The organism is Arthrobacter sp. Leaf69 (assembly GCF_001422645.1).
Lineage (GTDB): Bacteria > Actinomycetota > Actinomycetes > Actinomycetales > Micrococcaceae > Arthrobacter.
Map to the genome: position 1 here is coordinate 82,866 of NZ_LMLR01000011.1, position 21,761 is coordinate 104,626.

The window sequence follows — 21,761 nt, forward strand, 5'->3', positions numbered from 1 at the left end:
CCTCCGGGTATGCCGGGCGTCAGTGGCGGGGCTCGAAAACGTTGATCCGGAACCGGGCGGACACTGCCGTGAGCGGGGGGAGCCCGGCCGCAAGGGACGCCAGGGCTCCGCGGTCCAGGTGATGCCCGGCCGGACCCATCAGGGCCAGCCGGGCGACGTCGTCCGGGGACAGCGAGAGGGGGACGTCCAGATGGTCGGCGGAGAGCGCCGCGAAGTGTCCCTCGAGCGAGGCGGCCAGCCGTTCATCCTTCGCCGGGTCGATGCCGAGCATGCCGGTCTGTCCGGCCACCTCCGCGAGGTGGCCCTGCCGCGGCGTCACGACGACGAGCCTGCCGCCCGGGCGCAGCACGCGGGCGAACTCCGAGGCGTTGCGCGGAGCAAACACGACAGTGATGACATCGACAGCGTGATCGGCCAGCGGGAGCGGCTGCCACACATCTCCGACGACGTTGACAGCGTCCGGGTTCAGCCGGGCGGCCCGGCGGAGCGCGAACTTTGAAATATCCAGGCCGATGGCCCCGGCGCGTATCCCGTCGTGCGCCAGCCGGTCCAGCAGGGCCCGGAGGTAGTGACCGGTCCCGGTTCCGGCGTCCAGGACCGTCCCCGGGCTTCGCGCAGCGTTGCCGGCGAGGGCCCCCGCCGCCCGTTCCGCCACAGCATCGGCGAGGGGGCGGTAGTGGCCGGCGGAGAGGAAGTCGAAGCGTGCCGCCACCATGTCGGCGGTGTCCGCCTCGAAAACGGTGCCCTTGCCGACGAGGAAGTTGAAGTATCCCTGCTTGGCCGCGTCGAAACTGTGCCCGGCCGGGCACGCAAGGGAACGGCCGGCGGCGTCGCTGAATCCCAAGGGGTCACGGCAGACCGGGCACAGCAAGGACGTGGCGGATTCGGCGGGCATACTGTCCATCCTAGGGCGGTGGCGTCCGGGCCGGGCCGTCACAGCGGACCTGACCAGCGGCTTCCCGCGGCCGCGCCGCCACGGGTACGGACCCGCCGACGTGAGCTATTTCACTACCGGGAAAACTGCGGCTAGGCTCGCTCACGTGAAATCCGAACATCTGCCGCTGCTCAAGTCCGTCTCCGCCCCCGCCGTGCATCCGGACGGCGGCCGCGCCGTTGTGTCGGTGCTGCGGCCCGACTTCGACGCCGACGCTTACGTCGGCCAGTTGTGGACGGTGCCGCTGGACTCCCCACCGAACCCCGGCCGCGCCCCGCGCCGCCTGACCCGCGGATTCCGCGACACCGCCCCGGACTTCTCGCCGGACGGCCGCGTGCTGGCGTTCCTGCGGGCCGCCGACGGCGGCAAACCCCAGCTCCACATCGTGGAGGCCGACGGCGGCGAGCCGCAGCCCGTCACCGACGCGCCACTGGGCGTGTCGGCCTTCGCATGGTCCCCCGATTCCCGGCGCATCGTCTACGGCGCCCGGGTGCCGGACGAAGGCCGCTACGGCAGCACCGACGGGATCTCCGCCGGCGGCGAGGACGCCCGGCTGGTCACTGATTACCAGTACCGGATGAACGGCGTGGGGTACACCGCGGACAAACCGGTTCAGCAGTTCCTCGTGGAGGTTCCGGATCCCGGGGCCGAACCCAAGGTGGCACCCAAGGGCCGCGCGTTGAAGGCCGCCGCCGCAGGAACACCCGGCCGCGGCAACGCCGTCGGAACCGCCGGGCTGCTACCGGTCGCGCAGCAGCTGACCACCTCCGCCACCGACCACAACGGCGCATCCTTCGGCGCCGACGGACAAACCATCTACTTCACGGCCGCCCTGCATGAAGGCAGCGATGCCGATCTCGCCACCGGCATCTACCGCATCACGGTAGGCGAGGGCGTCGGGGGAGCGGAGCCGGAGGCCGTCGCCCCGGCCAACACGGGCCGGCAGTCCGTCCACGCCGTCCGCCAGTCGGAGGACGGGCAGTGGATCTTCTTCCTCGCCCAGGACATCGGCGAATCGGGCCAGGACTTCGTGGCGCGCAACACGGCGCTCTACGTGATGCCGTCCGGCGGCGGGGACGCCACACGCCTCAGCGACGTCGAGACCATGGACCTCGGCTGCAACGGCAGGATCGAACTGCGCGGGCCCGATTCCGCGCTGCTGTTGAACAACGCCCGTGGCACGGTCGAGCTGCACGAGTTCCGGGCCTCGGGGAACCACCAGGCGCTGATCCAAGGCGATCGTGCCGTCACCGGCGTCGCAGCCCGCGACGGATCGCTCGTGGTCAGTTTCGCCGACGCGGCGACTGCCGGGGACGTGGCGGTGTTCGACGGCGGGCAGCTCCGCGTCCTGACGGATTTCTCCGCACAGCTCCGCTCGGACGCCGGAATCGTTGAGCCGCTCGAGCTGACATTCCCCTCCTCCGACGGCTACCCCGTCCACGGCTGGCTGGTGAGGCCGTCGGGCCAGGGACCACACCCGGTCCTGCTGAACATCCACGGCGGCCCGTTTGCCCAGTTCACCGGGGCCCTGTTCGACGAAGCCCAGGTCTATGCCGCGGCTGGCTACGCCGTCCTGATGTGCAACCCGCGGGGCTCGGCCGGCTACGGCCAGGCGCACGGGCGGGCCATCAAGGAGAAAATGGGCACCCTGGACATGCAGGACGTCCTGGCCTTCCTCGACGGTGCGCTCGGCAAATTCGAGGACCTCGACGAGGGTTCGCTCGGCATTATGGGAGGCTCCTACGGCGGCTACCTCACCGCCTGGACCATCAGCCACGACCACCGCTTCAAGGCCGCCATCGTGGAACGCGGCTTCCTGGATCCCGTGAGCTTCACCGGTTCCTCCGACATTGGCTGGTTCTTCGGCGCGGAATACACCGGCCGAACCGCCGAGCAGATGGCCGCGCAAAGCCCGATGGCCCGGGTGGAACAGGTCCGCACACCGGCCCTGGTCATCCACAGCGAAGAGGACCTCCGGTGCCCGGTGGAGCAGGGCCAGCGGTATTTCACCGCGCTCAAACAGCTGGGCGTGGAGGCCGCGTTCCTGGTCTTCCCGGGGGAGAACCACGAACTCTCCCGCTCCGGGACGCCGCACCACCGCAAGCAGCGCTTCGACCACATCCTGCAGTGGTGGGCCCGTTACCTTCCGACGGCGGAAAACCCGGCGCCTGCGGCCCGGCCCTGAGCCGACACGCAGCGCAGACGGCGCGGCGGGCGGCACATGCCCGGGACCATCCGGCGGATCAGGCGCCCGGCAGGAACCCCAGTTCCTGCCGGGCGAGGCTGATATCGGGCTGGGACCAGCGTGCGGAGTACTCGGCATTGCTGCTGATGGACCGCAGCTCGGCACGGTCCAGGTACAGGATGCCGTGCAGGTGGTCTGTTTCGTGCTGGACAATCCGCGCCTGCCAGCCGCTGAACTCCCGCTGCTGGGCACTTCCGTCCGGGGCGGTGAAGTCGAGCCGCACCGCTTCGGGCCGGACTACGGCGGCCTGCAGTCCGTTCAGGGACAGGCATCCTTCGTAGAACGCCACCGCGGAACCGACCAGCGGCGCGAAGGACGGGTTGAGCATAGCGAAGAACGGCAGCGGCTCCCGTCCGCGGACGGCGGCGACCTCGGGATCGACCTCGAACTGGTCCTCCAGGACCGCGATCTGCAACGGAATGCCGAGCTGTGGTGCCGCCAGCCCGACGCCGGGCGCCTTGTGCATGACGCTGCGCATGAGGTCGAGCAGCTGGCCGAGTTCGGCGTCGTTCAGCTGGCCGGTGAAGGGCGCTGCGAGCTGCCGGAGCACCGGATGTCCCGCCTGGACAATGGTGGGGAGCACCCCGGCGGTCAGGACCTGCTGGACGGTTTCATGGATTTGGGCGGCGCTGTAGTCAGTCGGCTTGGCGTCAGGAGACATGCCAACAGACTACTGGCGTCCGCAAGCCGTTGAAACAAAGTCGTGGATGCGTCCGCGCAGCATCCCACCGGCGTCGATCTTCACCACACCGTCGCGTCCGCCGGCGGACACCCTGAGCGGCAGCAGGGTGCCCACCTTGTCGTCCGCTATGGCGTGGGGATCGCAGCGTGCGGGCCGGATCCCCAGCCGGAAGTGCTGGATGGCCCCGCCGGCGTGGACCGCGACGGAGCGCGGCCAGGGCGCAACCGGATCTTCGTCAATCAGGGTGGTCCCGTCGATCCGGTGGAGGATCAGGGCTCCCGACGGGCCGGGAAGTGGGGAACCAGGGGTGCTCCGCGGAGTGATGGCGAGTCCCAGCACGGCACGTTGTCCGTCGGCCGAGACTTCCAGTTCCGGTTCCAGCCGGATCCCGGCGACGGCGGAGACCGCCAGGGCGAGGCATATTTCCGCGTTGTTCCGGCTCAGCACGCCATAGGGATCGGTGGCGGGCACCGTCGCTGCGGGCCCGGTTGCCTTGGCTTCGGCCAGCTGCAGCGCCACTGTGGCTCCCTCGTTCGATCCGGTCCGGGGAGGTCCGCAGTCGGGGGAGCTCAATGGTGCAGGCAGGATCTTCGTCTGGCCGGGGGGAAGTTCGATCCCGCCGGGTGTCGCCGGCCATTCGATGGTGCCGGAGAACAGCGGGCTGGATGCAAGTGCGCCGAGCACGGTCACGGGGCGGGCGGTGGTGTTTGTCAGCTGGATGGCGATGATCCGGCGGCTGTAGTTGTCGCGCAGCTGGTTGATCTCGGCGGTGACCGGCACGTCTGTTCCCGGCGAACCGGCCGCTGCCGTGGGCGCCGTGGAAGGTTCGCCGGGAACGGACATGCCCGCGCTGCAGGACACCGTCGCGGCGATGGCCACCGCGGCAGCCGCAGCGCTGAACGACCTGAAGAATCCGGTTCCGCCAGCCGGACGTCGGAGCGGGGGGACTCGGCGTTGGGGGACACAGCCCATGGGGTCAGTGTATTCCCGGCGCGGGGCCGCGTGTCCGGCACCGGGCGGGCGTTTTCGGTTAGTCTCGAGCCATGACGCCACCAACCCCCTTGGAATGCGTCCTCGGCCTGTTGCACGCTCTTGAAAACGGCGGCGGGGCGAAGGACATCGCCCCCTTCCTGGCCGCGGACTACACCCTGCGCGAGGCGCCCCACCCGCTGGCCCCGGCCGGAGCGACGCGGAACCGCGACGAGGCCCTCGCGGGCGCGGCTGCGGCACATGACGTGATCTCGGGGCAGCGCTTCGCCGTGCGGCGCACGACGTGTGAAGGCACACGTGTGGTGGTGGAAGCCGAGTGGACGGCCACCGTGCTGATGGACCTGCCGCACTGGGACGCCGGAGAGATCATCCGCGCCCGGATCGCGTCCGTCTTTGAGGTCGTGGACGGGCGGGTCGTCAGCCAGGACAGCTACGACTGCTACTTCACGCCGGCCTGAGCCGACGGGCCCGGGCCCGTCAGTGAGTGGGTCAGTCACTGCGTGGGTCTGTCACTGCGTGGGGCGTTATCGCAGGGCTGTTTATCGCATGGTGAAGCGGCGGGCCACAAATCCGTTGACGGCGTGTACCGAAGCCGCCGCCGCTAGCGCCCGGTTCCGTACCGACCATGGTCCGGCCGGGAGGGGCCGCCCCAGCGCCATGTTGATTTCGGATTGCCGGGCAGCCCGGGCGGCCGCAGCCATGCGGCCGCGTTCGAAGGTCCGGAGTGCCGTCCCGACGTGCGCCCCGTGCAGCGACGCGAGCACCACCGGGGCCAGGGCGGCGGCGTCGAGCCAGCCCAGGTTCATGCCCTGGCCTCCGATGGGGCTGATCTCGTGGGCAGCGTCCCCGATCAGGACCGTGCGCCCGGTGATCATCCGGCCGGCCAGCCGCGAGCGGACGCCGAAGCTGCTCAGCATGCTGTTGCTCGCGGGGTCGACGTCGATCCCGGTCCGTTCCCGGATCTGTTGTCCGAGCCAACGGGCGTCTCCGCCAGTGCCTGACGCGGCGAGGCGGAGCACCCAGCGGCGTAAGTTCCCCGGCAGCGGAAAGGACTCCACGATCCCCTCGGATTCGAGGAAGAGGGCGGCGTCGGGACCGTACCCGGTGGTGTCGGCGAAGTCGCCCATCAGGTAACGGTCCGGATAGTCCTTCGCGCGGACCGGAACGCCGAGTTGCGGGCGGATGGTGGAGCGGACTCCGTCGGCGGCAACGGCGAAGGCCGCCGTATACCGGACCTCCCCGCCTCCCGCCGCGGCGTCCACGGTGACCTGGCAGCCGTCGTCGTTCAGTTTCGTGACGCGGACACCACGGTGCAGGGCCGCGGGGTCAAGCTGCCGGACACGGTCTTCCAGGATGGCCGCCGTCCGGGCCTGCGGCAGGGACAGGACAAACGGAAAACTGTCGGAGACGCCCGCAAAGGACATCTCCGCGAGCATCCTGCCACCGCCGACGGCGAGGCCGCGCCTGATAGGGACCCCCTCGCCCACGAGGTCCGGCGACACGCCGATCCCTTGGAGCGCGTCCAGCGACGGGGGGTGGATGCCGATCGCCCGGGAGTGCGGTTCGGCGTCGGTCCGCTGTTCCAGGATCCGGACACTCACACCCTGTTGGAGCAGCAGCGCTGCCATGAACAGCCCCACCGGCCCGCCGCCGATCACCAGGACATCAACCACGGGCGGCCTTGTCGAGGGTCAGCAGGTTGCGGAACGGGGCGCGCCGGAAGACCTTCCAGCCCGGGGGAGCGGCGGCCTGGAGCTCGGCGTCGGTGTAACTGCGGCGGATGGAGGTGAGACCGTCCTGCCTGATGTAGGAGCCCCTGAAGGGCAGGGCGCCGGCGAAGAAGAGGGCGTAGGCGGCCGGGCTGCGCCGGAGGTCGTTGTGGATGACCCTACCGTGGCAGAGCCCCGCCGATTCGGCCAGGAACACCGGAAGCTCGTCCTCCGCCAGGTGGTGGAGCACATGGTTGGACACCACCAGGTCAAAGCTCTGGCCCTCGCCGGCCAGGTCGGCCGCCGTCGCCTGCCGGAAGCTCACGCCAGAGCCCTGGTGCCGTTCCGCGGCGAAGCGGCTGGCGCGCGGATCGGGATCGATCGCTGTGACCTCCAGCCGGAGCCGGTCCCGGGCCGCCCAGCGGGAGAGCATTACCGGCACGTCGCCGCCTCCGCAGCCGATGTCCAGCAGGGTGGCCGGCGCGCCCTGGCGGAGGCGGGGCCTGAGCTGGCTGACGTAGATGCCGCGCCAGCCGGAGACGGCCCGGTTGACCAGGGCAAACTGGGCATAGGTGCGGTCCAGCTTGTCCGGGTCGCAGCCGGGCAGGTCCATTTCCTCGACGGCGTGGGACGCACGTTCCCGCAGCAGTGCCACCGGCTCTCAGGCCAGGGCCGATTCCGGCTGGGCCGAGGGGGAGGGGGCGGCCGCGTCCCGGGCCGATTGTGTCGCCTCGTCGCGGGCAGGGCTGGTGAGTTTGGTGAACAGCGCGGTTTCCACAGTGAGTCCGGGGCCGAACGCCATGGAGCAGATCCGTTCCCCGCCGTCGCCGTCGGCAGTGTCAACCGGCGGCTGGTCGAGGATGTGGCGGAGCACGAACAGCACGGTGGCGCTGCTCATGTTTCCGTAGTTGCGCAGGGTTTCCCGGGCCGGGACCAGCTGCTCGTCGGTCAGGTCCAGCCTGGACTGCACCTTGTCCAGGATGCTGCGCCCGCCGGGGTGGATGGCCCAGTGCCGGATGTCATGGTAGGGGAGTCCCAGCAGGGTGCTTTCCCGGGACAGGAGCGGTTCGAGGGCGCCGATGATGTGGTCGTCGATGATGTGTGGGACGTAGTTGCCCAGGACCATCTCGAAGCCTTCGTCGCCGATGTTCCACGCCATGGATTCCTCACCGACCGGTGTCAGGACCGTCTCGAAGTGGTCCAGTCGCAGCAGCGCAGGCTGGTCCGGGTCCTCACGGGCAGTCACGATGGCCGCTGCCGCGCCGTCGGCAAAAAGTGCTGAGCCCATGATGGTGTCCGGATCGTTCGAGGTCCGGACGTGCAGGGAGCAGAGTTCGGCGCAGACCACCAGCACGACGGCGTTAGGATCCGCCTCGCAGAACGATTTGGCTGCCCGCAGCGCAGGGAACGCCGCATAGCAGCCCATAAAACCCAGGTGGTAGCGCTGCACCGCGGGGTTCAGGCCGAGGGCCCGGACGATTTTGTAGTCCGGTCCGGGGTTGAAAAACCCGGTACAGGAGACCGTAACGAGGTGAGTTATGTCAAGTAAAGTGATTCCGGGGCTGGCATCCAGGGCCTTCTGGGCGGCCTCAATGAAGAGCTTGGTGGCTTCGGTGGCGAAGATGTCATTGCGCACCTTGGTGCTGGGACTGAGCAGCAGCCCCGTGTCGGCGTCGAAGAACCGCGGATTCTCCGCCCGGTGATCCTTGGTCAGTTCGGCCACGGCCGTGTAGCGGGTGTCAATGGCGGCGGAGTCAAAGCACGTGCCGACCAATCGTGTGCCCAGCCTGGTGAGGCCCGGCTGGGCCGCAAAAACATCCCGGGCTTCGGTTTGGACCAGGACAGTTGGCGGGACAGCAGTTTCCAGGGACCTCAGGTAGACCGTCATGGTTCATTCTCAGTGAGGTCGGCGCAGAAGACAATGGATCCGGCCACGCAAATGCCCGGCAGGCCTTGTTGTTAGATACCGATCTGGAAGCCCTCTCGGGGTTCGGATCAGAACGCCGATAATCAACATTATGTAAAGTAGAGCTGATTCTGCTGCATCCGATACACGATCACCCCTCCTCCCGACTGCTGTCGTCGTACGACCGGTATAATTTCGGGATCGACCCGGCCAGGACGATTGCCCTGCCTGATTTGTTCCCCCCGGGCAACAGAATATGGGACACGAGGCGCTAAGGCGGGAGAGAGATCACGTCGCGGGCGACTCTGAAGTGGGCCGTTGCGGCGCAGTGACAAAGCCTAGCTCCACGCGTACTGTCACAATAATTTCCTGCCCCGCCACACCTGGCCCGGGCCGCGAACCATCCGTCATCACACCCCCACGGAACGGAACCACATGACCGCCGCCGCCAGGCGAACGCCCGTCGCCGTCAAACGCGCCCAACTCCTCGTGGCCTCCGGGGCGCTCGTCGGCCTGATCGGGATGGTGGCATCAATCCCGCTCGGCCAGTACCTCCTGGGCTCGGTCTTCGCCGTTACCGGGGCGGCCATCATCATCGGCGGAGGCGCCCCGGCAGACGCCGCTCTCCGGGCGTCCGTCGCCGCAGCCCTGCGCCCAGGTGAAATGCGGCGCCGCGGAGTCACACTGCGCTGGCTGCTGGCCGTCATGACGATCGCACCCGCTATTCCAGAGGGAGCGTTCGCCATCATCCATAACGACGATTACGTCCCGATCGCCATAGCAGTGCTCGGCATGGCCGCGACCCTCACCCTCGCGGCGAAAGACTGCAGGGGGCATTACCGCGGAGCCGCCGCCGCCGAGTAGGCAACTCCCCGGACCAGTCCCGAGGCGCCGCTGTCAGCCCCGTTACCTTTTTCGTAGCCCGTTCCTGTTGCAGGATGAGGGTGTGCTGGCCTGCCGGCCCCGGCATGATTGCCGCCCCCAGTCATCAATGATCCGGGGGGTGTTGTCACCGGGGTCCGGTAGGTGCCGGAGAGACCGCTAATAGAGGCAGGACAGGTTGGGATCGTCGTGCGTAACGTGGATGCCGGGCTCTGACACCGCGGACAGTCCAGCACAGGTATCAGCCGCTGTGACTGGGAGGTACAGGTGATCGGAAACCACGAAAGCATTGATGTCTTCATCGGCCTGGACGTCGGCAAGGGCGAGCACCACGCCGTTGCAGTGGACAGGGCCGGTAAGAAACTCTTCGACAAGGCTTTACCCAACGACGAGGCCCGGCTGCGCGAAATACTGGCTTCTCTGAGCAGACATGGCCGCATTCTGCTGGTCGTTGACCAGCCCGCGACGATCGGTGCACTCCCCGTCGCGGTTGCTCAGGCCACCGGTGTCACTGTCGGATACCTGCCGGGGCTGGCGATGCGACGGATCGCGGACCTGCACCCTGGCGAAGCGAAAACCGACGCCCGGGACGCGTTCATCATCGCCGAAGCTGCCCGGACCATGCCACACACACTGCGCTCCATCCAGATTGCCGACGAACAACTCGCCGAGCTGACCATGCTCTGCGGCTTCGACGACGACCTGGCCAAACAGGCCACGGCGACATCGAACCGGATCCGCGGCCTGCTGACCCAGATCCACCCCGCACTGGAGCGTGTCCTTGGCCCGCGTCTGGACCACCCGGCAGTATTGGATCTGCTGCGGACCTGGCCGACCCCCGAAGCTTTGCGCCATGCCGGCCGGCGCCGGATCGGGAACCGGCTCACAAAGCTTGCGCCCCGGATGGGCGAACGCCTCGCCGGCGAGATCATTGACGCACTGGGCCAACAAACGGTCGCCGTCATCGGGACAAACGCTGCCACGATCGTGCTGCCCCAACTGGCCCGGATGCTCGCCGACATACGCGAGTCCCGGGACGCCGTATTCACCCGGGTCGAAGCCCTCGTGGAGGCCCACCCTCTTCACCCGGTCCTGACGTCACTCCCGGCGGTCGGCGTCAGGACCGCAGCACGGATCCTCACCGAGGTCGTCGGCAAAGACTTCGCATCCGCAGGGCACCTGGCCTCCTACGCAGGCCTGGCACCGGTGACCTGGCGATCCGGGTCTTCCATCCGCGGTGACCACCCATCGCGGAAAGGAAACAAGATCCTCAAGCGAGCCCCGTTCCTCTCCGCGTTCGCCGCACTGAAGGATCCTCTGTCGAGGGCCTACTACGACCGGAAACGAGCCGAAGGCAAACGCCACAACCAGGCCCTCATCGCTCTCGCCCGCCGCCGATGCGACACCCTCTACGCCATGCTCAGAGACGGCACCTTCTACGAACCACGGCTACCCTCAGCCGCTTGACGAAAACCATAGAGGCACCCCCCCGACTCCCCCTGACTCCCCCGGAAGCGAGATTGAGGCAGTCCCCCAACGGCCCGACCGGAAATGCTGGTGCCGCACATTTCTCTCGGATATTGTCAGCGGTAATTCGTGTGGCTGCTTCCCAGCCGACGCTGATTTGGGGGAATCTTTCGTGAGTCCATCTTCTGCCCTGCCCGGGCTCCTGCGCCGTGCCCTGGCTGCGCTGTGCGCCGTCGCAGTCCTCTCTGTATTTGTCGCTCCGGCGCCTGCAGCCATCGCCAATGAACCGGTTGCCCAGTCGGAACCGGCGGCCGCCGCGGCGTCGGTGACACTCGAGGGCGACCCCGTGGTCTTCGGGTCCTTGACCGCACGGTTTTCCCCGGCGGCACCGGCTGGCGGGCTGCGGTACGAATACCTGCGCGACGGCGACCCCATCCCTTACCCCTATCTGGGGCCGTACTCCAGCTTCCGCCCCCAGCCGGAGGACTTCGGCGCCAGAATCTCTGTCCGCGTCACCGCCACAGTCGACGGCCACGACCCGGTCGTCATAACGTCAGCCAAAACCGCCCCTGTCATTGGCCGCCTCGAGGTCAGCGCAGCGGCAAGTGGCGAGCCGATCGTGGGTAAATCCATCAGTTACTCCGTCTTCCTCAGCGGGTTGCCTACCCTGCAGGTGCCGGTCGCAAGGACCTACGCCTGGTATCGGGACGGAGAGCCGATCCCCGGAGCCACAGCCGGGCAGTACACGGTCACGGACGAGGATTTCGGCAGGAGCCTCACCGCCGCCGCAGAGTTCACGGCACCGGGATACCGGCCCGTCAGTGACACAGTCGCCTTCGCGCCGCCATCCACGGCTACCTGAACCTCCCTGCCGAGCCCGTCATTACCTACGCCACCGGCGCGGCCCCCGCGTTTCCCGGGACTGTGCTGAAGGCGTCCGCCCCTGCCACACAGGAGCCGGCCCCGGCCGGCATGACCTACACCTACCAGTGGGGTTACTCCTCCGGGACCTCCTCCACCTGGGCCTACGCCATCACCGGGGCAACAGCCCCCACCTATACCGTGCGCCCCGAAGACATCGGCCGGGACATCAGGGTCACCGTCACACCGGTCGCTGCCGGCTACGTCGGACAATTTAAGGCAAGCTCCTTCAACCACGCCGTGCGGGTCTAAGGACGGTTTACGGCAGCGCCGACACCCACCATCAAGGGCACGGCGATGGCGGGCCAACTGCTGACAGCGGTGCCCGGCACCGCCCCGACCCCCGCCGCGGAGAGCGTGCAGTACGTCTGGTACCGCGACGGACAGCGCCTCACTGAGCATTCGACGGACCCGACGTACCGGCTCACCCGGGACGACGGCGGACACAAAATCACGGTCCGGGTCTTCTACGGCAGGAACGGGTACGTCCAGGCTTCCAGCCCCGCCTCCGCCGCGGTCCTCCCACCGGGCTACTTCACCAGCGGCCCCGCCTGGATCGTGGGCTCCACCGTCGTCGGGTACGTCGTGAGCGCCCGGACCAGCTACACCTCGCCCTCGCCGTCGACAGCGCTTTACCAGTGGTACCGGGACGGGAAACCGATCATCGGCGCCCGGGGCACGTCGTACCGGCTGACGGCGGCCGACCAGTGGCGCCAGATCACCTTCAAGGTCACGTTCAAGCGGGCAAACACCGTTGACCTCAGCGTGGTCTCGCGGGCCATCAAGCCCCTGGCGGTGTTCACCAAACTTCCCGCTCCTGTCGTACGGGGCACATACACCGCCGGCCAGCTCCTTCGAGCCTCGGTGACCCTGTCGACCCCCGCAGCGACCTCCGTGACCTGGCAGTGGTTCCGGGACGGGAGGCCGATCGCCGGCGCCACGGGCCCGAGCTACCGGCTCACCCGCTACGACCGGGACCGGTTCGTCCACGTCGTAGCAACCTACAGGAAGGCCAACTACCTGAGCTCGCCCCGCCCGTCAGCCCTCCGCTGGGTGCCAGGGCCCACCACTGTTTGATGTAGGCTGACTGGAGTTTCACCAGTTTCACCGGTTTCACCCGGATTCACCCAGGAGGCCCCGTGCAAAACCCCTTCAAACCGACGGCCGGTGCCACACCGCCGGACCTGATCGGGCGCGCCGGCCTGTTGGACGAATTCGAGTACGGCCTCCGCCAGGGCTCTGGCGCTCCGGGACTTCTCACCATCATCACCGGGGCCAGAGGCATCGGCAAGACCGTCATGTTGAGCGCCGCGGAAGAAATCGCCAGGACTCATGGCTGGGCAGTCATCTCCCGGACGGCCAACCCCGGGTTCCTTGCCAAGATCGGCGACGACATGCTCCGCCTTCTCGACGAGCTCGGTGACGGCCCGCCTGCCCGGAAGGTCACCGCCTTCTCCGCCGCAGGGTTCGGGCTGACCACCCAACTCCCCCAGGAGCGCGTTCCCGACTGGCGTCGGACCGGAGAGGAGCTGCTGGGCCTGCTGCAGGCAAAAGGTACAGGCCTGGTCATCACCATTGACGAGATCCACGCCGTCGACCGCGCGGAAATCTCCCAGCTGGCCTCCGACGTGCAACACTTCATCCGTCAAGGGCTGCCCATCGGCCTGATCTTCGCCGGACTCCCCTCCGCCGTGTCTGATCTGCTCAACGAAGGCGTCGCGACTTTCCTCCGCCGGGCCGACAGGATAAACCTTCACGAGGCGGCCATCACAGAAGTCACTGCGTCATACCGGGAGCTTTTCAGTCGGAGCGGCATCGACGTCTCCCCCGCCCACATCACCGAGGCTGCGGAAGCTACTGAGGGCTACCCCTTCCTCATTCAGCTTGTCGGCTACTACCTGTGGATGGAAGCCGACAAGGCGGGTTGGACCCTTAACGAGGACAATGTCCAGATGGCAATCACCGCCTCTCAACGACGCAACACGCTGGTTGTCGTGGAGTCCGCGTTGTCGGACATCTCTGAGAAGGACCGTGCATTCCTGGACGCCATGGCCGAGCAGGACGGCGCATCGACCGCCGCCCAGATCGGGCAGGCCATTGGGTCCAAACCCAATGTGGTCTCGAAGTACCGCAACAGGCTCATCGCCGCGGGCCTGATCGAATCAGCCGGTTACGGAAAGGTTGACTTCGCCATTCCCGGCCTGCGCCAGTACCTCCGAAGCTGATCGTGCAGGGGGCAGCTAGCCCCGGGCGTAGATGTCGCGGAGAACGTCGGCGAAAACCGGCAACAGCTGCATTGGATGCGTGACAGAGTCATCTGAGGCACGAAGGATTGCGCCGTCAACGTCTGCCAGAAAGGCCTCGGGCGACAGGGGTCCGTGCGGAACGCGGATCATCCAAACAAACCCCCTCGGACGCGGAGGGACGCCCGCGTCCCTCAGGTACATGTCGATGTCATCATCGATGCTTTCCCGGTCGGCAGCCGTAAACGGCTCCACGAAAGGTGTCCGCCCGTGAGCGTCCTCGATGTAGCCCGTGACCGTTCTGCCCAGGTCCGAGGACGGAGAGCGGCGCAGGTTGTCCCGGCCGGCTGCCCACCCCATGAGCGCTCCCCAGCCGTTTTCGGGCAGCTCCACCCAGGATGCTGAGGGCCCGCCCTCCTGAACCTCGCTCCACACTGGCTACTCCTTCTTCCGGCCGTCCGCGCATGTGCACCCAAGGCTGCCCGCGAGGGGGCTTCGCCTCACTGTTGAACCTGCCACATCCCCCAGACAAGCGCTGAACTGCCGGGCACTGCAATCATCATTGCCGGTGAGCCGACGGCGTACCACCCCCCAGCCGGGACGGGCCTTTCCGACGCCTGAGCCGTGGCCCCGAGAGACCCTGGCCCCCTTGAGCGAACAGAAAGGCGAAGCTTTAGCGCAGCTTCTGCCCCACGAGATTACTTCCGCCCCACGCGTTGATACGCTGGGCCCGTTGGGGGCAACAATCTATCTCAGGAGAGTACGTGTCTCGCGACGACGTGCGGCTACGCCCACATGAACTGTCCGCCGCTTCGCCAGCCGCCCCGCTGGAGGCCAAAGCCCTGTCCAAAGCCGGTATTGCCGGCTGGGCGGCCAGGCTGGGGACTCCCGGACTTGAGGCCCCACGCTCCCGCCGCTGGGCACACGTGGGCGCCCTCGCCGCCATCGCGGCCCTGATTCTCTACCTCGTCTGGCGCGTGCTCTTCACCCTGCCCTCCGGCGAATGGAACCTCACCATCGCGTGGATCCTGCTGACCTTCGAAGCGCTGCCGCTGACTGGCTTGGTTCTGAAGGCATGGGCAGTCTGGAATATCGACAGCCGCCCGCCGGCGCCGGTGGACGAGGCGCCGCACGGGATGCGTGTCGCGGTCCTGATCCCGACGTACAACGAACCGATCGAGGTGCTGACACCCACGGTCGCCGCTGCCTGCGAACTCGCCCCGGAGCACGAGACGTGGGTTCTCGACGACGGCGACCGGCCGTGGGTGGAGGAGATGTGCGCCGCCTACGGTGCCCGCTATGTCCGGCGCGACGTCCACGATCACGCCAAGGCCGGCAACATGAACCATGCCCTCGACCTGATGGCGGCGGAAGAGGCCGCCGGCGCCCCGGGGATTGACATCATTGCCGTTCTGGACTGCGACCATGTGCCGCTGCCGACGTTCCTGACCGCCACGCTGGGCTGGTTCGCTGACGACGAGGTGGCCCTGATCCAGGGTCCGCAGTCCTTTTACAACGGAGGCGCGTTCGACGACGACGGCATCACGGGCGAACAGGGCATGTTCTTCAACGTCATGATGCCCTCGCGCAACGTGCCGGGCGCGGGCCCGTTCTGGTGCGGATCGACGTCGCTGTTGCGGATCAGCGCCCTCCGGGAGGTCGGCGGAGTGGCAACCGAGACCATCACCGAGGACATGCACACCACGCTCAAACTCATCCGGCGCGGCTGGAAAACCGTCTACCACCACCAGACCCTCGCTGTGGGGCTGGCCCCGGCCACCCCGGACCAGTACCTCCTGCAGCGGCGGCGCTGGGGAATGGGGGCCATGCAGATCCTGGTCCACGAAAAGCTGTGGGCGGCGAAGAGCTGGATGTCCTGGCGGAACTACCACGAGTACCTCAACGGAACACTCTGGTGGCTGGAAGGCATCGCCACCCTGGTCGCCTTCCTCATTCCAGTGTTGGTAATGCTCTCCGGTGCCCAGACGTCCACGGCGGGCCCCCTCCTGTTTACCGGCGTCTTCATTGCCATGTTCACCATCCGGCTGTGGGGTTCCAAACGGCTGATGCGCCGTGAGATTCACTGGCCAACCGCCTTCGCACTGCGCATCTTCCGCGTTCCGGTGGGCCTGGCGTGCCTGTGGTGGCTGATCACCCGAAACATTCTTCACTTTGAAGTCACGCCCAAGGGCGCCGCGGACGTCCGCCTCCGCGGCCGGACACCGCGCATCCTGCTCGTGATGGTGGTGCTGATCAGCCTCGTGATCCTCTATGCTGCGGCCGGGCTTGCCGGCCTGGTGCCCTGGCGCACCTCGCCGGGCTCCACGGTGGCTTCCGGTGCGTGGCTGGTTCTCGCCGGCGTTGTGCTGGTCCTTGGCACCCGGCGAATCCGCGCAGCGGAATTCGCTACGTCGCGCCGCAACGCCTACCGCTTTGAGGTGGATGCTCCCGTGGAGAGCGACGGCGTCCGGGGCGACCTTCTCGACGTTTCCGTAGGTGGAGCTGCCGTACGCTTCCCGCAGGGCACGCTGCCGCCGTCGGGCTTTGTCCCGCTCCGCCTGCCGGGCGCACCGACGGTCCGACTGGAGGTCATCAGGGTCACGGACGAGGCGGACGGTTCCCAGGTGGCGTCGCTGCGCGCGGCCGACGGGGACTGGGACGTCTACCGGGTGCTGTCGATGTGGATCTTCCACACTCCCGCCGGTGCCCTGCCCGACTTCCCGGCCGGAGTCCCCGCAGCGGCGTCCCTCCGTGGCCGCTGACCTGCTCAGTCCTTCGCAGCCGCTCGTGCGGCAGCCGGCGGTACGGGTTCGTGGCGCAGGTAGCTCCGGCGGAACCGGCCGCTTCCCGACGTCAGTGCGCGCAGCTCGACGGCGTACCGCACCAGTTCCTGGTCCGGCACTTCGGCGCTGATTTCGGTCAGCTCTCCCGCGGTCGACGTCGTTCCGGTCAGCCGCGCCCGGCGCGAGGACAGATCGCTCATCACCGCGCCGACGTGCTCATCGGCAACGGCGATCGTCGCCGCCGAGACGGGTTCCAGCAGTTGAATCCGTCCGGCCGCGGCGGCCTCCCGCAAGGCCAGCGCACCGGCAGCCTGAAAGGCCGCGTCAGACGAATCCACACTGTGCGCCTTGCCGCCGAGCAGGGTCACCCGGATATCCACCACCGGGAAACCCGCGGACACGCCCTTCTGCATCTGCGCCCGCACGCCCTTCTCCACCGAAGTGACAAAGGGGCCCGGAATCACCCCGCCCACGGTTTTGTCCACGAATTCAAAGCCGGCCCCCCGTTCCAGCGGCTCCACCTCGATGTCGCAGACGGCGTACTGGCCGTGGCCGCCCGACTGCTTCACGTGCCGTCCGTGGCCTGCGGCCGGAGCGGCAAAGGTCTCCCGCAGCGGGGTCACAATGTCGACGGTCCGCAGGTTGACGCCCTGCTCGCGCAACCTTCCCAGGACCACGTCCGCGTGCGCCTCCCCCATGCACCAGAGGACCAGCTGGTGCGTCTCGGCGTTCCGTTCCACCCGGAGCGCCGGGTCCCCCGCAGCCACCTTGCCCAGGCTGCGCGCCAGGGCATCCTCATCACCGTGGGAGGCCGCTTCAACGGCAACGGGCAGCAGCGGCTCCGGCATCTCCCACGGTTGGATCAGCAGCGGAAATTCCTTGGCCGAAACCGTGTCCCCTGTCTCGGCCGGCCCCAGCTTCGTCAGGGCGCAGATATCCCCGGCGACGCTGAACGGCACAGGCCGCAGGCTGGATCCCAGCGGCGAATACAGGTGGGAGACCCGCTCATCGCTGTCGTGATCGACGTGGCCCCGGTCCGCCAGGCCGCGCCCGGCCACATGGACCGCCGAGTCCTCCCGCAGCGTGCCGGCAAAGAGCCGGACCAGGCAGACGCGGCCCAGGAAAGGATCGGTGGTGGTGCGCACCACTTCGCCGAGCAGCGGAGCTGCGGGGTCGCAGTCCGGTGTCGCGGCCGGCGTCCCGTCAAGGTGGGACACCGCGGGACGGGGCCGTTCGGTGGGCGCGGGGAAGGCCCGCGTCACCACCTCCAGCAGTTCGGCCAGGCCGACGCCGGTCTCGGCGGACGTGGCGATCACGGGATGGAAGGAACCCCGGGCAACAGCCGTCTCCAAGTCGCTGACCAGGACCTCGGGCGGGATTTCCTCGCCGTCAAGGTACCGTTCCATCAACGACTCGTCCTCGCTTTCGGCGATGATCCCTTCAATCAGGGCTCCCCGGGCCGCTTCCGAGGCGACGCGCTCGACGTCGTCCGTGTTCCGGAACGCGGGCGGCGCATCATCCGGCGACTGCTCCGAAACGGTGCCCGAAAGCAGGCCCAACAGGCCGGTAATGTCCGTCCCTTTGCTGACCGGAAGGTAGAGCGGCACCACCGTGTCCCCGAAGGCCCGCTGGCATCTTTCGAGCGCGGCGTCGAAGTCGGCCCGGGGATGATCCAGCCGGCTGATCACCACAGCCCGCGGCACCGCGAGGCGCTGGCACTCTCCCCAGAGGGCCGTTGTGGCAGCGTCAATGCCGTCCACGGCCGAGACAACGAACAACGCCGCGTCCGCCGCCCGCAACCCGGCCCGCAGTTCCCCGACAAAGTCCGGGTAGCCCGGGGTGTCGAGGAGGTTCACTTTGATGCCGCCGGCCGTCACGGGCACCACGGAGAGGGCGACGGAGCGTTGCTGGTGGACCGCGGCCGGCTCCGAGTCGCCGACCGTGGTGCCTTCGGTGATCGACCCCTTCCGCGAGATGGCACCGGTTGCGGCCAGCAGCGCCTCTGCCAGCATCGTCTTGCCTGCTCCGGAGTGGCCCACCAGCGCCACGTTCCGGATCTGCTCCGGCTCTTCGGGCGGCTGGGCATCGGTGGCGTCGGCGCGCCGCAGTTCAGAAGTGCCCCGGGCGGCGGCCTTCGCCGGAGCCTTTGCGTCTTTGGCAGGCATGGGAACCTCCTGATGCATCTGTCGGCCCGCCGCCCGCAGGCCATGGCGCGGCGCGGGGCCGCCTATATGGATTGGACACCCTGCGGCGATCTGTCGGCAAGATGCAAAAGCCAACTCCCCTGCAACGTCACGGCATTCCGCGCCCGGCCCCGGGTCAGCTTCCGTCGTAGGCCTTCTGCAAGACCGCGATGTCCAGCTTCTGCATGCCCAGCATGGCCTGCATGGCGCGGTGTGCACCCGCCGGATCCGGACCGCCGATCAGCTCGCCCAGCACAGAGGGGACCACCTGCCACGAAACCCCGTACCTGTCTTTGAGCCAACCGCACTGGCTTTCGGTGCCGCCCTCGCCCAGCGCAGTCCAGTAGCGATCCACTTCCGCCTGGGACGAACAGTCGATGACGAACGAGATTGACTCGTTGAAGGTGAAGGCCGGTCCCCCGTTCAAGGCCGTGAAGGTCCGCCCCTCGATTTCGAAGCGCACGGTGATCGCCTGGCCAGCCGGTCCGGGACCGCCCTCGCCGTAGCGGGACACGTCGGTCACCTTCCCGCCGTCGAAGATGGAGACGTAGAACCCGGCAGCTTCCTCCGCCTGGTTGTCGAACCACAGGCAGGTGGTGATCTTTTCGGCCACAGCGCATCCTCTTTCGTTTGGCCCGGACCCTTACGGTGCGTCCCGGGCAGTGCGGGGTTGTGGGCCGAGCCTAGTCGCGGGGACTATCGGACACAACGGCTCCCAGCGCCGCACCCGGATAGGCTTGGAACATGCCTTCTTCAACGCCACCGCTCCCCCGCCCCGCCGATACCGGACCGGCCCCGGCATCGAGAGCGACGCGGACAGCCGTACTGGCCGCATGCGCGGACGCGGCACTGATCCTCCTTTTCGCGGCCATCGGCCGTGACGCCCATCAGCGCGGGGACGTCGTCACCGGCGTGCTGGCCACCGCCTGGCCGTTCCTGGCCGGTGCGGCGGTGTCCTGGCTGGCCTTGCGGATCTGGCGGTCGCCGCTGGCCCTCTGGCCGGCCGGCGTCGGCGTCTGGCTCGGCGCGGTCACTGTCGGTATGCTCCTGCGGGCCGTCACCGGGCAGACGGTGGTGCTGCCGTTCGTGATCGTGGCGCTGCTCAGCCTGGGGCTGTTCCTGCTGGGATACCGCCTCCTGGCCTCGGCCATCCGGCGGCGAAACACACGCCGCGGCAGGGCCTGATGGACTAGGCTTGCAAGGACATGGCCGGCCCCGGGGACTACCGTCAGGGGCCCGTCACCGGCCGGCAACGGCGCAACAGATCCGGAAAGGTTCACACGTGGTCACCGCTTTCGTCCTGATTAAGACAGACGCTTCCCGCATCCCGGAGACCGCGGAAGAGATCTCCGCCATCCAGGGCATCAGCGAGGTGTACTCCGTCACCGGCGAGTGGGATCTCATTGCGATCGCCCGGGTCCCGAAGCACGAGGATCTGGCGGACGCGATCGCGGACAAGCTCTCCAAGGTCCCCGGCGTTGTCCACACCACCACGCAGATCGCGTTCCGCGCCTATTCCCAGCACGACCTGGACGCGGCGTTCGCCCTCGGCTTCGAAGAGTAGGGCCACGCAGGCGGGGCCCACGCCGGGAGCGCCCCGCCCGGCTAAGTCCCCGCGGACGGTTCAGGCGGAGTGCTTGTCAACTGGTGTGCAGGTCAGCTGGTGCGCAGGTCAACTGCGCGACAGCGCGACCCAGCGGTCCAGGACGGCTGCGGCCGCACCAGATTCGATGGACTCATCCGCACGCTTCAACGCCGCGGCCATCCGCTCGCCGAACGGCCCGACGGCGTCCAGATCGAAGGCCACGAGCCCGGCCGCGGCGTTCAGCAGGGCGGCATCCCGGGCAGGACCGCGGCCGCCGGCAAGAACGGAACGCACTACGGCGGCATTGGCTGCGGCGTCCCCGCCGCGCAGTTCCTCAAGGGTTGCCCGTCGAATTCCCAGATCACCCGGATCGAACGTCTCTTCACTTACCGCGCCGTTCCGGATTTCCCACACCCGGGACGGGCCGGTAGTGGTCAGTTCATCCAGTCCGTCATCCCCGCGGAACACGAGTCCGCGGCTGCCGCGCTTGGCCAGCACTCCCGCCACCAGCGGGGCCATCCGCTCGTTGGCGACGCCCACCGCCGAGGCCTGAACGTGGGCCGGGTTGATCATGGGTCCCAGGAAGTTGAAGGCCGTGGGCACGCCGAGTTCACGGCGGGCGACGGCGGCATGCCGCATCGAGGGGTGGAACACCTGGGCGAAGCAGAACGTGATGCCCGCTTCCTCCGCATTGAGGGCGACCCGAGGGATCGGCAGGTCCAGCCGGACGCCCAGGGCCTCCAGGACATCCGCGGAACCGGAGGTGGAGGACGCTGCACGGTTGCCGTGCTTTACCACCTTGGCGCCCGCGCCCGCCGCGATCAGCGCTGCCATGGTCGAAATGTTGACGGTGTTCTGCTGGTCCCCGCCGGTGCCGACGATGTCCAGCTTCTGCCCGGCGATCTCTATGGGGCTGGCGTTGGCGATCATCGCCTCAACCAGCCCGACCAGCTCGTCGACGGTCTCGCCTTTGGACCGCAGTGCCACGAGGAATCCGGCGACCTGCGCGGGCGTGGCCTCTCCGGACATGATCGAGTTCATCGCCCACTCGGTGTTTCCGGCGGTGAGATCCGTGCCGTTGATGAGGGCGTTGATGAGCCGCGGCCAGGTGTTGCCTGCCGCCTGTGCAGATGCCTGAGAAGTCACGTTCCGATGCTATCGAGGTGCGTACTGCAAAGACCAATGTGAACGGGTCCGGGAACTTTTCCGCGCGAATTCGCGTCTTTGTAGA

The 21,761-nt window shown here is 68.0% G+C and carries 20 protein-coding genes and 1 pseudogene; 11 read left to right on the forward strand and 10 right to left on the reverse strand.

The features are described 5' to 3' along the window. Positions 1 to 19: 19 nt before the first annotated feature. Complete coding sequence (locus tag ASE96_RS09855; RefSeq protein WP_056429450.1) at positions 20 to 895, reverse strand: methyltransferase domain-containing protein; 876 nt, start codon at positions 893 to 895, stop codon at positions 20 to 22. Between the two features lie 145 nt (positions 896 to 1,040). On the opposite strand from ASE96_RS09855, the gene ASE96_RS09860 reads away from it, so the two are divergent. Next, positions 1,041 to 3,119 (forward strand): S9 family peptidase, encoded by a 2,079-nt coding sequence (locus ASE96_RS09860; RefSeq protein WP_056429452.1) that lies wholly within the window; start codon positions 1,041 to 1,043, stop codon positions 3,117 to 3,119. A 58-nt stretch (positions 3,120 to 3,177) separates the two neighbouring features. On the opposite strand, the gene ASE96_RS09865 is transcribed toward ASE96_RS09860, so the two are convergent. Beyond that, positions 3,178 to 3,840, reverse strand: a complete 663-nt coding sequence (locus ASE96_RS09865; RefSeq protein ID WP_056429454.1) for a peptide deformylase — start codon at positions 3,838 to 3,840, stop codon at positions 3,178 to 3,180. A 9-nt stretch (positions 3,841 to 3,849) separates the two neighbouring features. Beyond that, on the reverse strand, positions 3,850 to 4,740 hold the full coding sequence (locus ASE96_RS09870; protein ID WP_056429456.1) for a hypothetical protein: 891 nt from the start codon (positions 4,738 to 4,740) through the stop codon (positions 3,850 to 3,852). Between the two features lie 164 nt (positions 4,741 to 4,904). On the opposite strand from ASE96_RS09870, the gene ASE96_RS09875 reads away from it, so the two are divergent. Continuing rightward, complete coding sequence (locus ASE96_RS09875; RefSeq protein WP_056429458.1) at positions 4,905 to 5,309, forward strand: nuclear transport factor 2 family protein; 405 nt, start codon at positions 4,905 to 4,907, stop codon at positions 5,307 to 5,309. Positions 5,310 to 5,390: 81 nt separating this feature from the next. Here ASE96_RS09875 and ASE96_RS09880 read toward each other — a convergent pair whose 3' ends face one another. The 3 genes from ASE96_RS09880 to ASE96_RS09890 are packed head-to-tail and all read right to left on the reverse strand — an operon-like array spanning position 5,391 to position 8,448. Continuing rightward, the gene (locus ASE96_RS09880; protein ID WP_056429460.1) at positions 5,391 to 6,524 is read right to left on the reverse strand and encodes an FAD-dependent oxidoreductase; all 1,134 of its coding nucleotides are present in this window, start codon (positions 6,522 to 6,524) and stop codon (positions 5,391 to 5,393) included. Continuing rightward, positions 6,517 to 7,215: a class I SAM-dependent methyltransferase gene (locus ASE96_RS09885; RefSeq protein WP_156367556.1), complete on the reverse strand. Its 699-nt coding sequence runs from the start codon at positions 7,213 to 7,215 to the stop codon at positions 6,517 to 6,519. Before ASE96_RS09885 ends, ASE96_RS09880 begins: the two co-directional genes overlap by 8 nt. 6 nt (positions 7,216 to 7,221) lie before the next feature. Continuing rightward, positions 7,222 to 8,448: a type III polyketide synthase gene (locus ASE96_RS09890; RefSeq protein ID WP_056429462.1), complete on the reverse strand. Its 1,227-nt coding sequence runs from the start codon at positions 8,446 to 8,448 to the stop codon at positions 7,222 to 7,224. A 453-nt stretch (positions 8,449 to 8,901) separates the two neighbouring features. On the opposite strand from ASE96_RS09890, the gene ASE96_RS09895 reads away from it, so the two are divergent. From ASE96_RS09895 to ASE96_RS09920, 6 genes and pseudogenes are all read left to right on the forward strand, one after another. Beyond that, positions 8,902 to 9,330 carry a hypothetical protein gene (locus ASE96_RS09895; protein ID WP_056429464.1) on the forward strand — a complete coding sequence of 143 codons (429 nt, stop codon included), beginning with the start codon at positions 8,902 to 8,904 and terminating at the stop codon, positions 9,328 to 9,330. Between the two features lie 220 nt (positions 9,331 to 9,550). Further along, positions 9,551 to 10,815 (forward strand): annotated as a pseudogene (locus tag ASE96_RS09900) (IS110 family transposase). Positions 10,816 to 10,987: 172 nt separating this feature from the next. Beyond that, entirely contained in the window at positions 10,988 to 11,677 is a 690-nt protein-coding gene (locus ASE96_RS09905) for a hypothetical protein (protein ID WP_056429468.1), read from the forward strand. 110 nt (positions 11,678 to 11,787) lie between these two features. Next, the gene (locus ASE96_RS09910; protein WP_056429469.1) at positions 11,788 to 11,988 is read left to right on the forward strand and encodes a hypothetical protein; all 201 of its coding nucleotides are present in this window, start codon (positions 11,788 to 11,790) and stop codon (positions 11,986 to 11,988) included. A gap of 45 nt (positions 11,989 to 12,033) precedes the next feature. Beyond that, the gene (locus ASE96_RS09915; RefSeq protein ID WP_056429471.1) at positions 12,034 to 12,813 is read left to right on the forward strand and encodes a hypothetical protein; all 780 of its coding nucleotides are present in this window, start codon (positions 12,034 to 12,036) and stop codon (positions 12,811 to 12,813) included. A 62-nt stretch (positions 12,814 to 12,875) separates the two neighbouring features. Continuing rightward, positions 12,876 to 13,961 carry an AAA family ATPase gene (locus ASE96_RS09920; RefSeq protein WP_056429473.1) on the forward strand — a complete coding sequence of 362 codons (1,086 nt, stop codon included), beginning with the start codon at positions 12,876 to 12,878 and terminating at the stop codon, positions 13,959 to 13,961. A gap of 15 nt (positions 13,962 to 13,976) precedes the next feature. Here the strand turns inward: ASE96_RS09920 and ASE96_RS09925 are convergent, their stop codons facing one another. Further along, positions 13,977 to 14,414 (reverse strand): DUF5956 family protein, encoded by a 438-nt coding sequence (locus ASE96_RS09925; protein WP_056429475.1) that lies wholly within the window; start codon positions 14,412 to 14,414, stop codon positions 13,977 to 13,979. Between the two features lie 329 nt (positions 14,415 to 14,743). On the opposite strand from ASE96_RS09925, the gene ASE96_RS09930 reads away from it, so the two are divergent. Then, positions 14,744 to 16,741 carry a glycosyltransferase family 2 protein gene (locus ASE96_RS09930; protein WP_156367557.1) on the forward strand — a complete coding sequence of 666 codons (1,998 nt, stop codon included), beginning with the start codon at positions 14,744 to 14,746 and terminating at the stop codon, positions 16,739 to 16,741. A 5-nt stretch (positions 16,742 to 16,746) separates the two neighbouring features. On the opposite strand, the gene ASE96_RS09935 is transcribed toward ASE96_RS09930, so the two are convergent. Both ASE96_RS09935 and ASE96_RS09940 read right to left on the reverse strand, forming a co-directional pair. Further along, a complete protein-coding gene (locus ASE96_RS09935; protein WP_056429480.1) occupies positions 16,747 to 18,927 on the reverse strand; it encodes an elongation factor G-like protein EF-G2 in 2,181 nt (726 codons plus the stop codon). Positions 18,928 to 19,081: 154 nt separating this feature from the next. Next, the gene (locus ASE96_RS09940) at positions 19,082 to 19,558 is read right to left on the reverse strand and encodes a VOC family protein (protein WP_056429482.1); all 477 of its coding nucleotides are present in this window, start codon (positions 19,556 to 19,558) and stop codon (positions 19,082 to 19,084) included. Positions 19,559 to 19,689: 131 nt separating this feature from the next. Between ASE96_RS09940 and ASE96_RS09945 the strand changes: the two genes are divergently transcribed. After that, complete coding sequence (locus ASE96_RS09945; protein ID WP_056429484.1) at positions 19,690 to 20,130, forward strand: DUF3054 domain-containing protein; 441 nt, start codon at positions 19,690 to 19,692, stop codon at positions 20,128 to 20,130. 97 nt (positions 20,131 to 20,227) lie between these two features. Then, positions 20,228 to 20,509, forward strand: coding sequence for an Lrp/AsnC family transcriptional regulator (locus ASE96_RS09950; protein WP_056429486.1), 282 nt, complete (start codon positions 20,228 to 20,230; stop codon positions 20,507 to 20,509). Positions 20,510 to 20,617: 108 nt separating this feature from the next. Here ASE96_RS09950 and trpD read toward each other — a convergent pair whose 3' ends face one another. Continuing rightward, positions 20,618 to 21,676 carry an anthranilate phosphoribosyltransferase gene (gene trpD / locus ASE96_RS09955; protein WP_056429487.1) on the reverse strand — a complete coding sequence of 353 codons (1,059 nt, stop codon included), beginning with the start codon at positions 21,674 to 21,676 and terminating at the stop codon, positions 20,618 to 20,620. Positions 21,677 to 21,761 lie beyond the last annotated feature (85 nt).

Coding starts and splice junctions, on each gene's coding strand:
- ASE96_RS09855 (WP_056429450.1), bottom strand. CDS start 895: ATGCCCGCCGAATCCGCCACGTCCTTGCTGTGCCCGGTCTGCCGTGAC.
- ASE96_RS09865 (WP_056429454.1), bottom strand. CDS start 3,840: ATGTCTCCTGACGCCAAGCCGACTGACTACAGCGCCGCCCAAATCCAT.
- ASE96_RS09875 (WP_056429458.1), top strand. CDS start 4,905: ATGACGCCACCAACCCCCTTGGAATGCGTCCTCGGCCTGTTGCACGCT.
- ASE96_RS09890 (WP_056429462.1), bottom strand. CDS start 8,448: ATGACGGTCTACCTGAGGTCCCTGGAAACTGCTGTCCCGCCAACTGTC.
- ASE96_RS09895 (WP_056429464.1), top strand. CDS start 8,902: ATGACCGCCGCCGCCAGGCGAACGCCCGTCGCCGTCAAACGCGCCCAA.
- ASE96_RS09910 (WP_056429469.1), top strand. CDS start 11,788: ATGACCTACACCTACCAGTGGGGTTACTCCTCCGGGACCTCCTCCACC.
- ASE96_RS09915 (WP_056429471.1), top strand. CDS start 12,034: ATGGCGGGCCAACTGCTGACAGCGGTGCCCGGCACCGCCCCGACCCCC.
- ASE96_RS09935 (WP_056429480.1), bottom strand. CDS start 18,927: ATGCCTGCCAAAGACGCAAAGGCTCCGGCGAAGGCCGCCGCCCGGGGC.
- ASE96_RS09945 (WP_056429484.1), top strand. CDS start 19,690: ATGCCTTCTTCAACGCCACCGCTCCCCCGCCCCGCCGATACCGGACCG.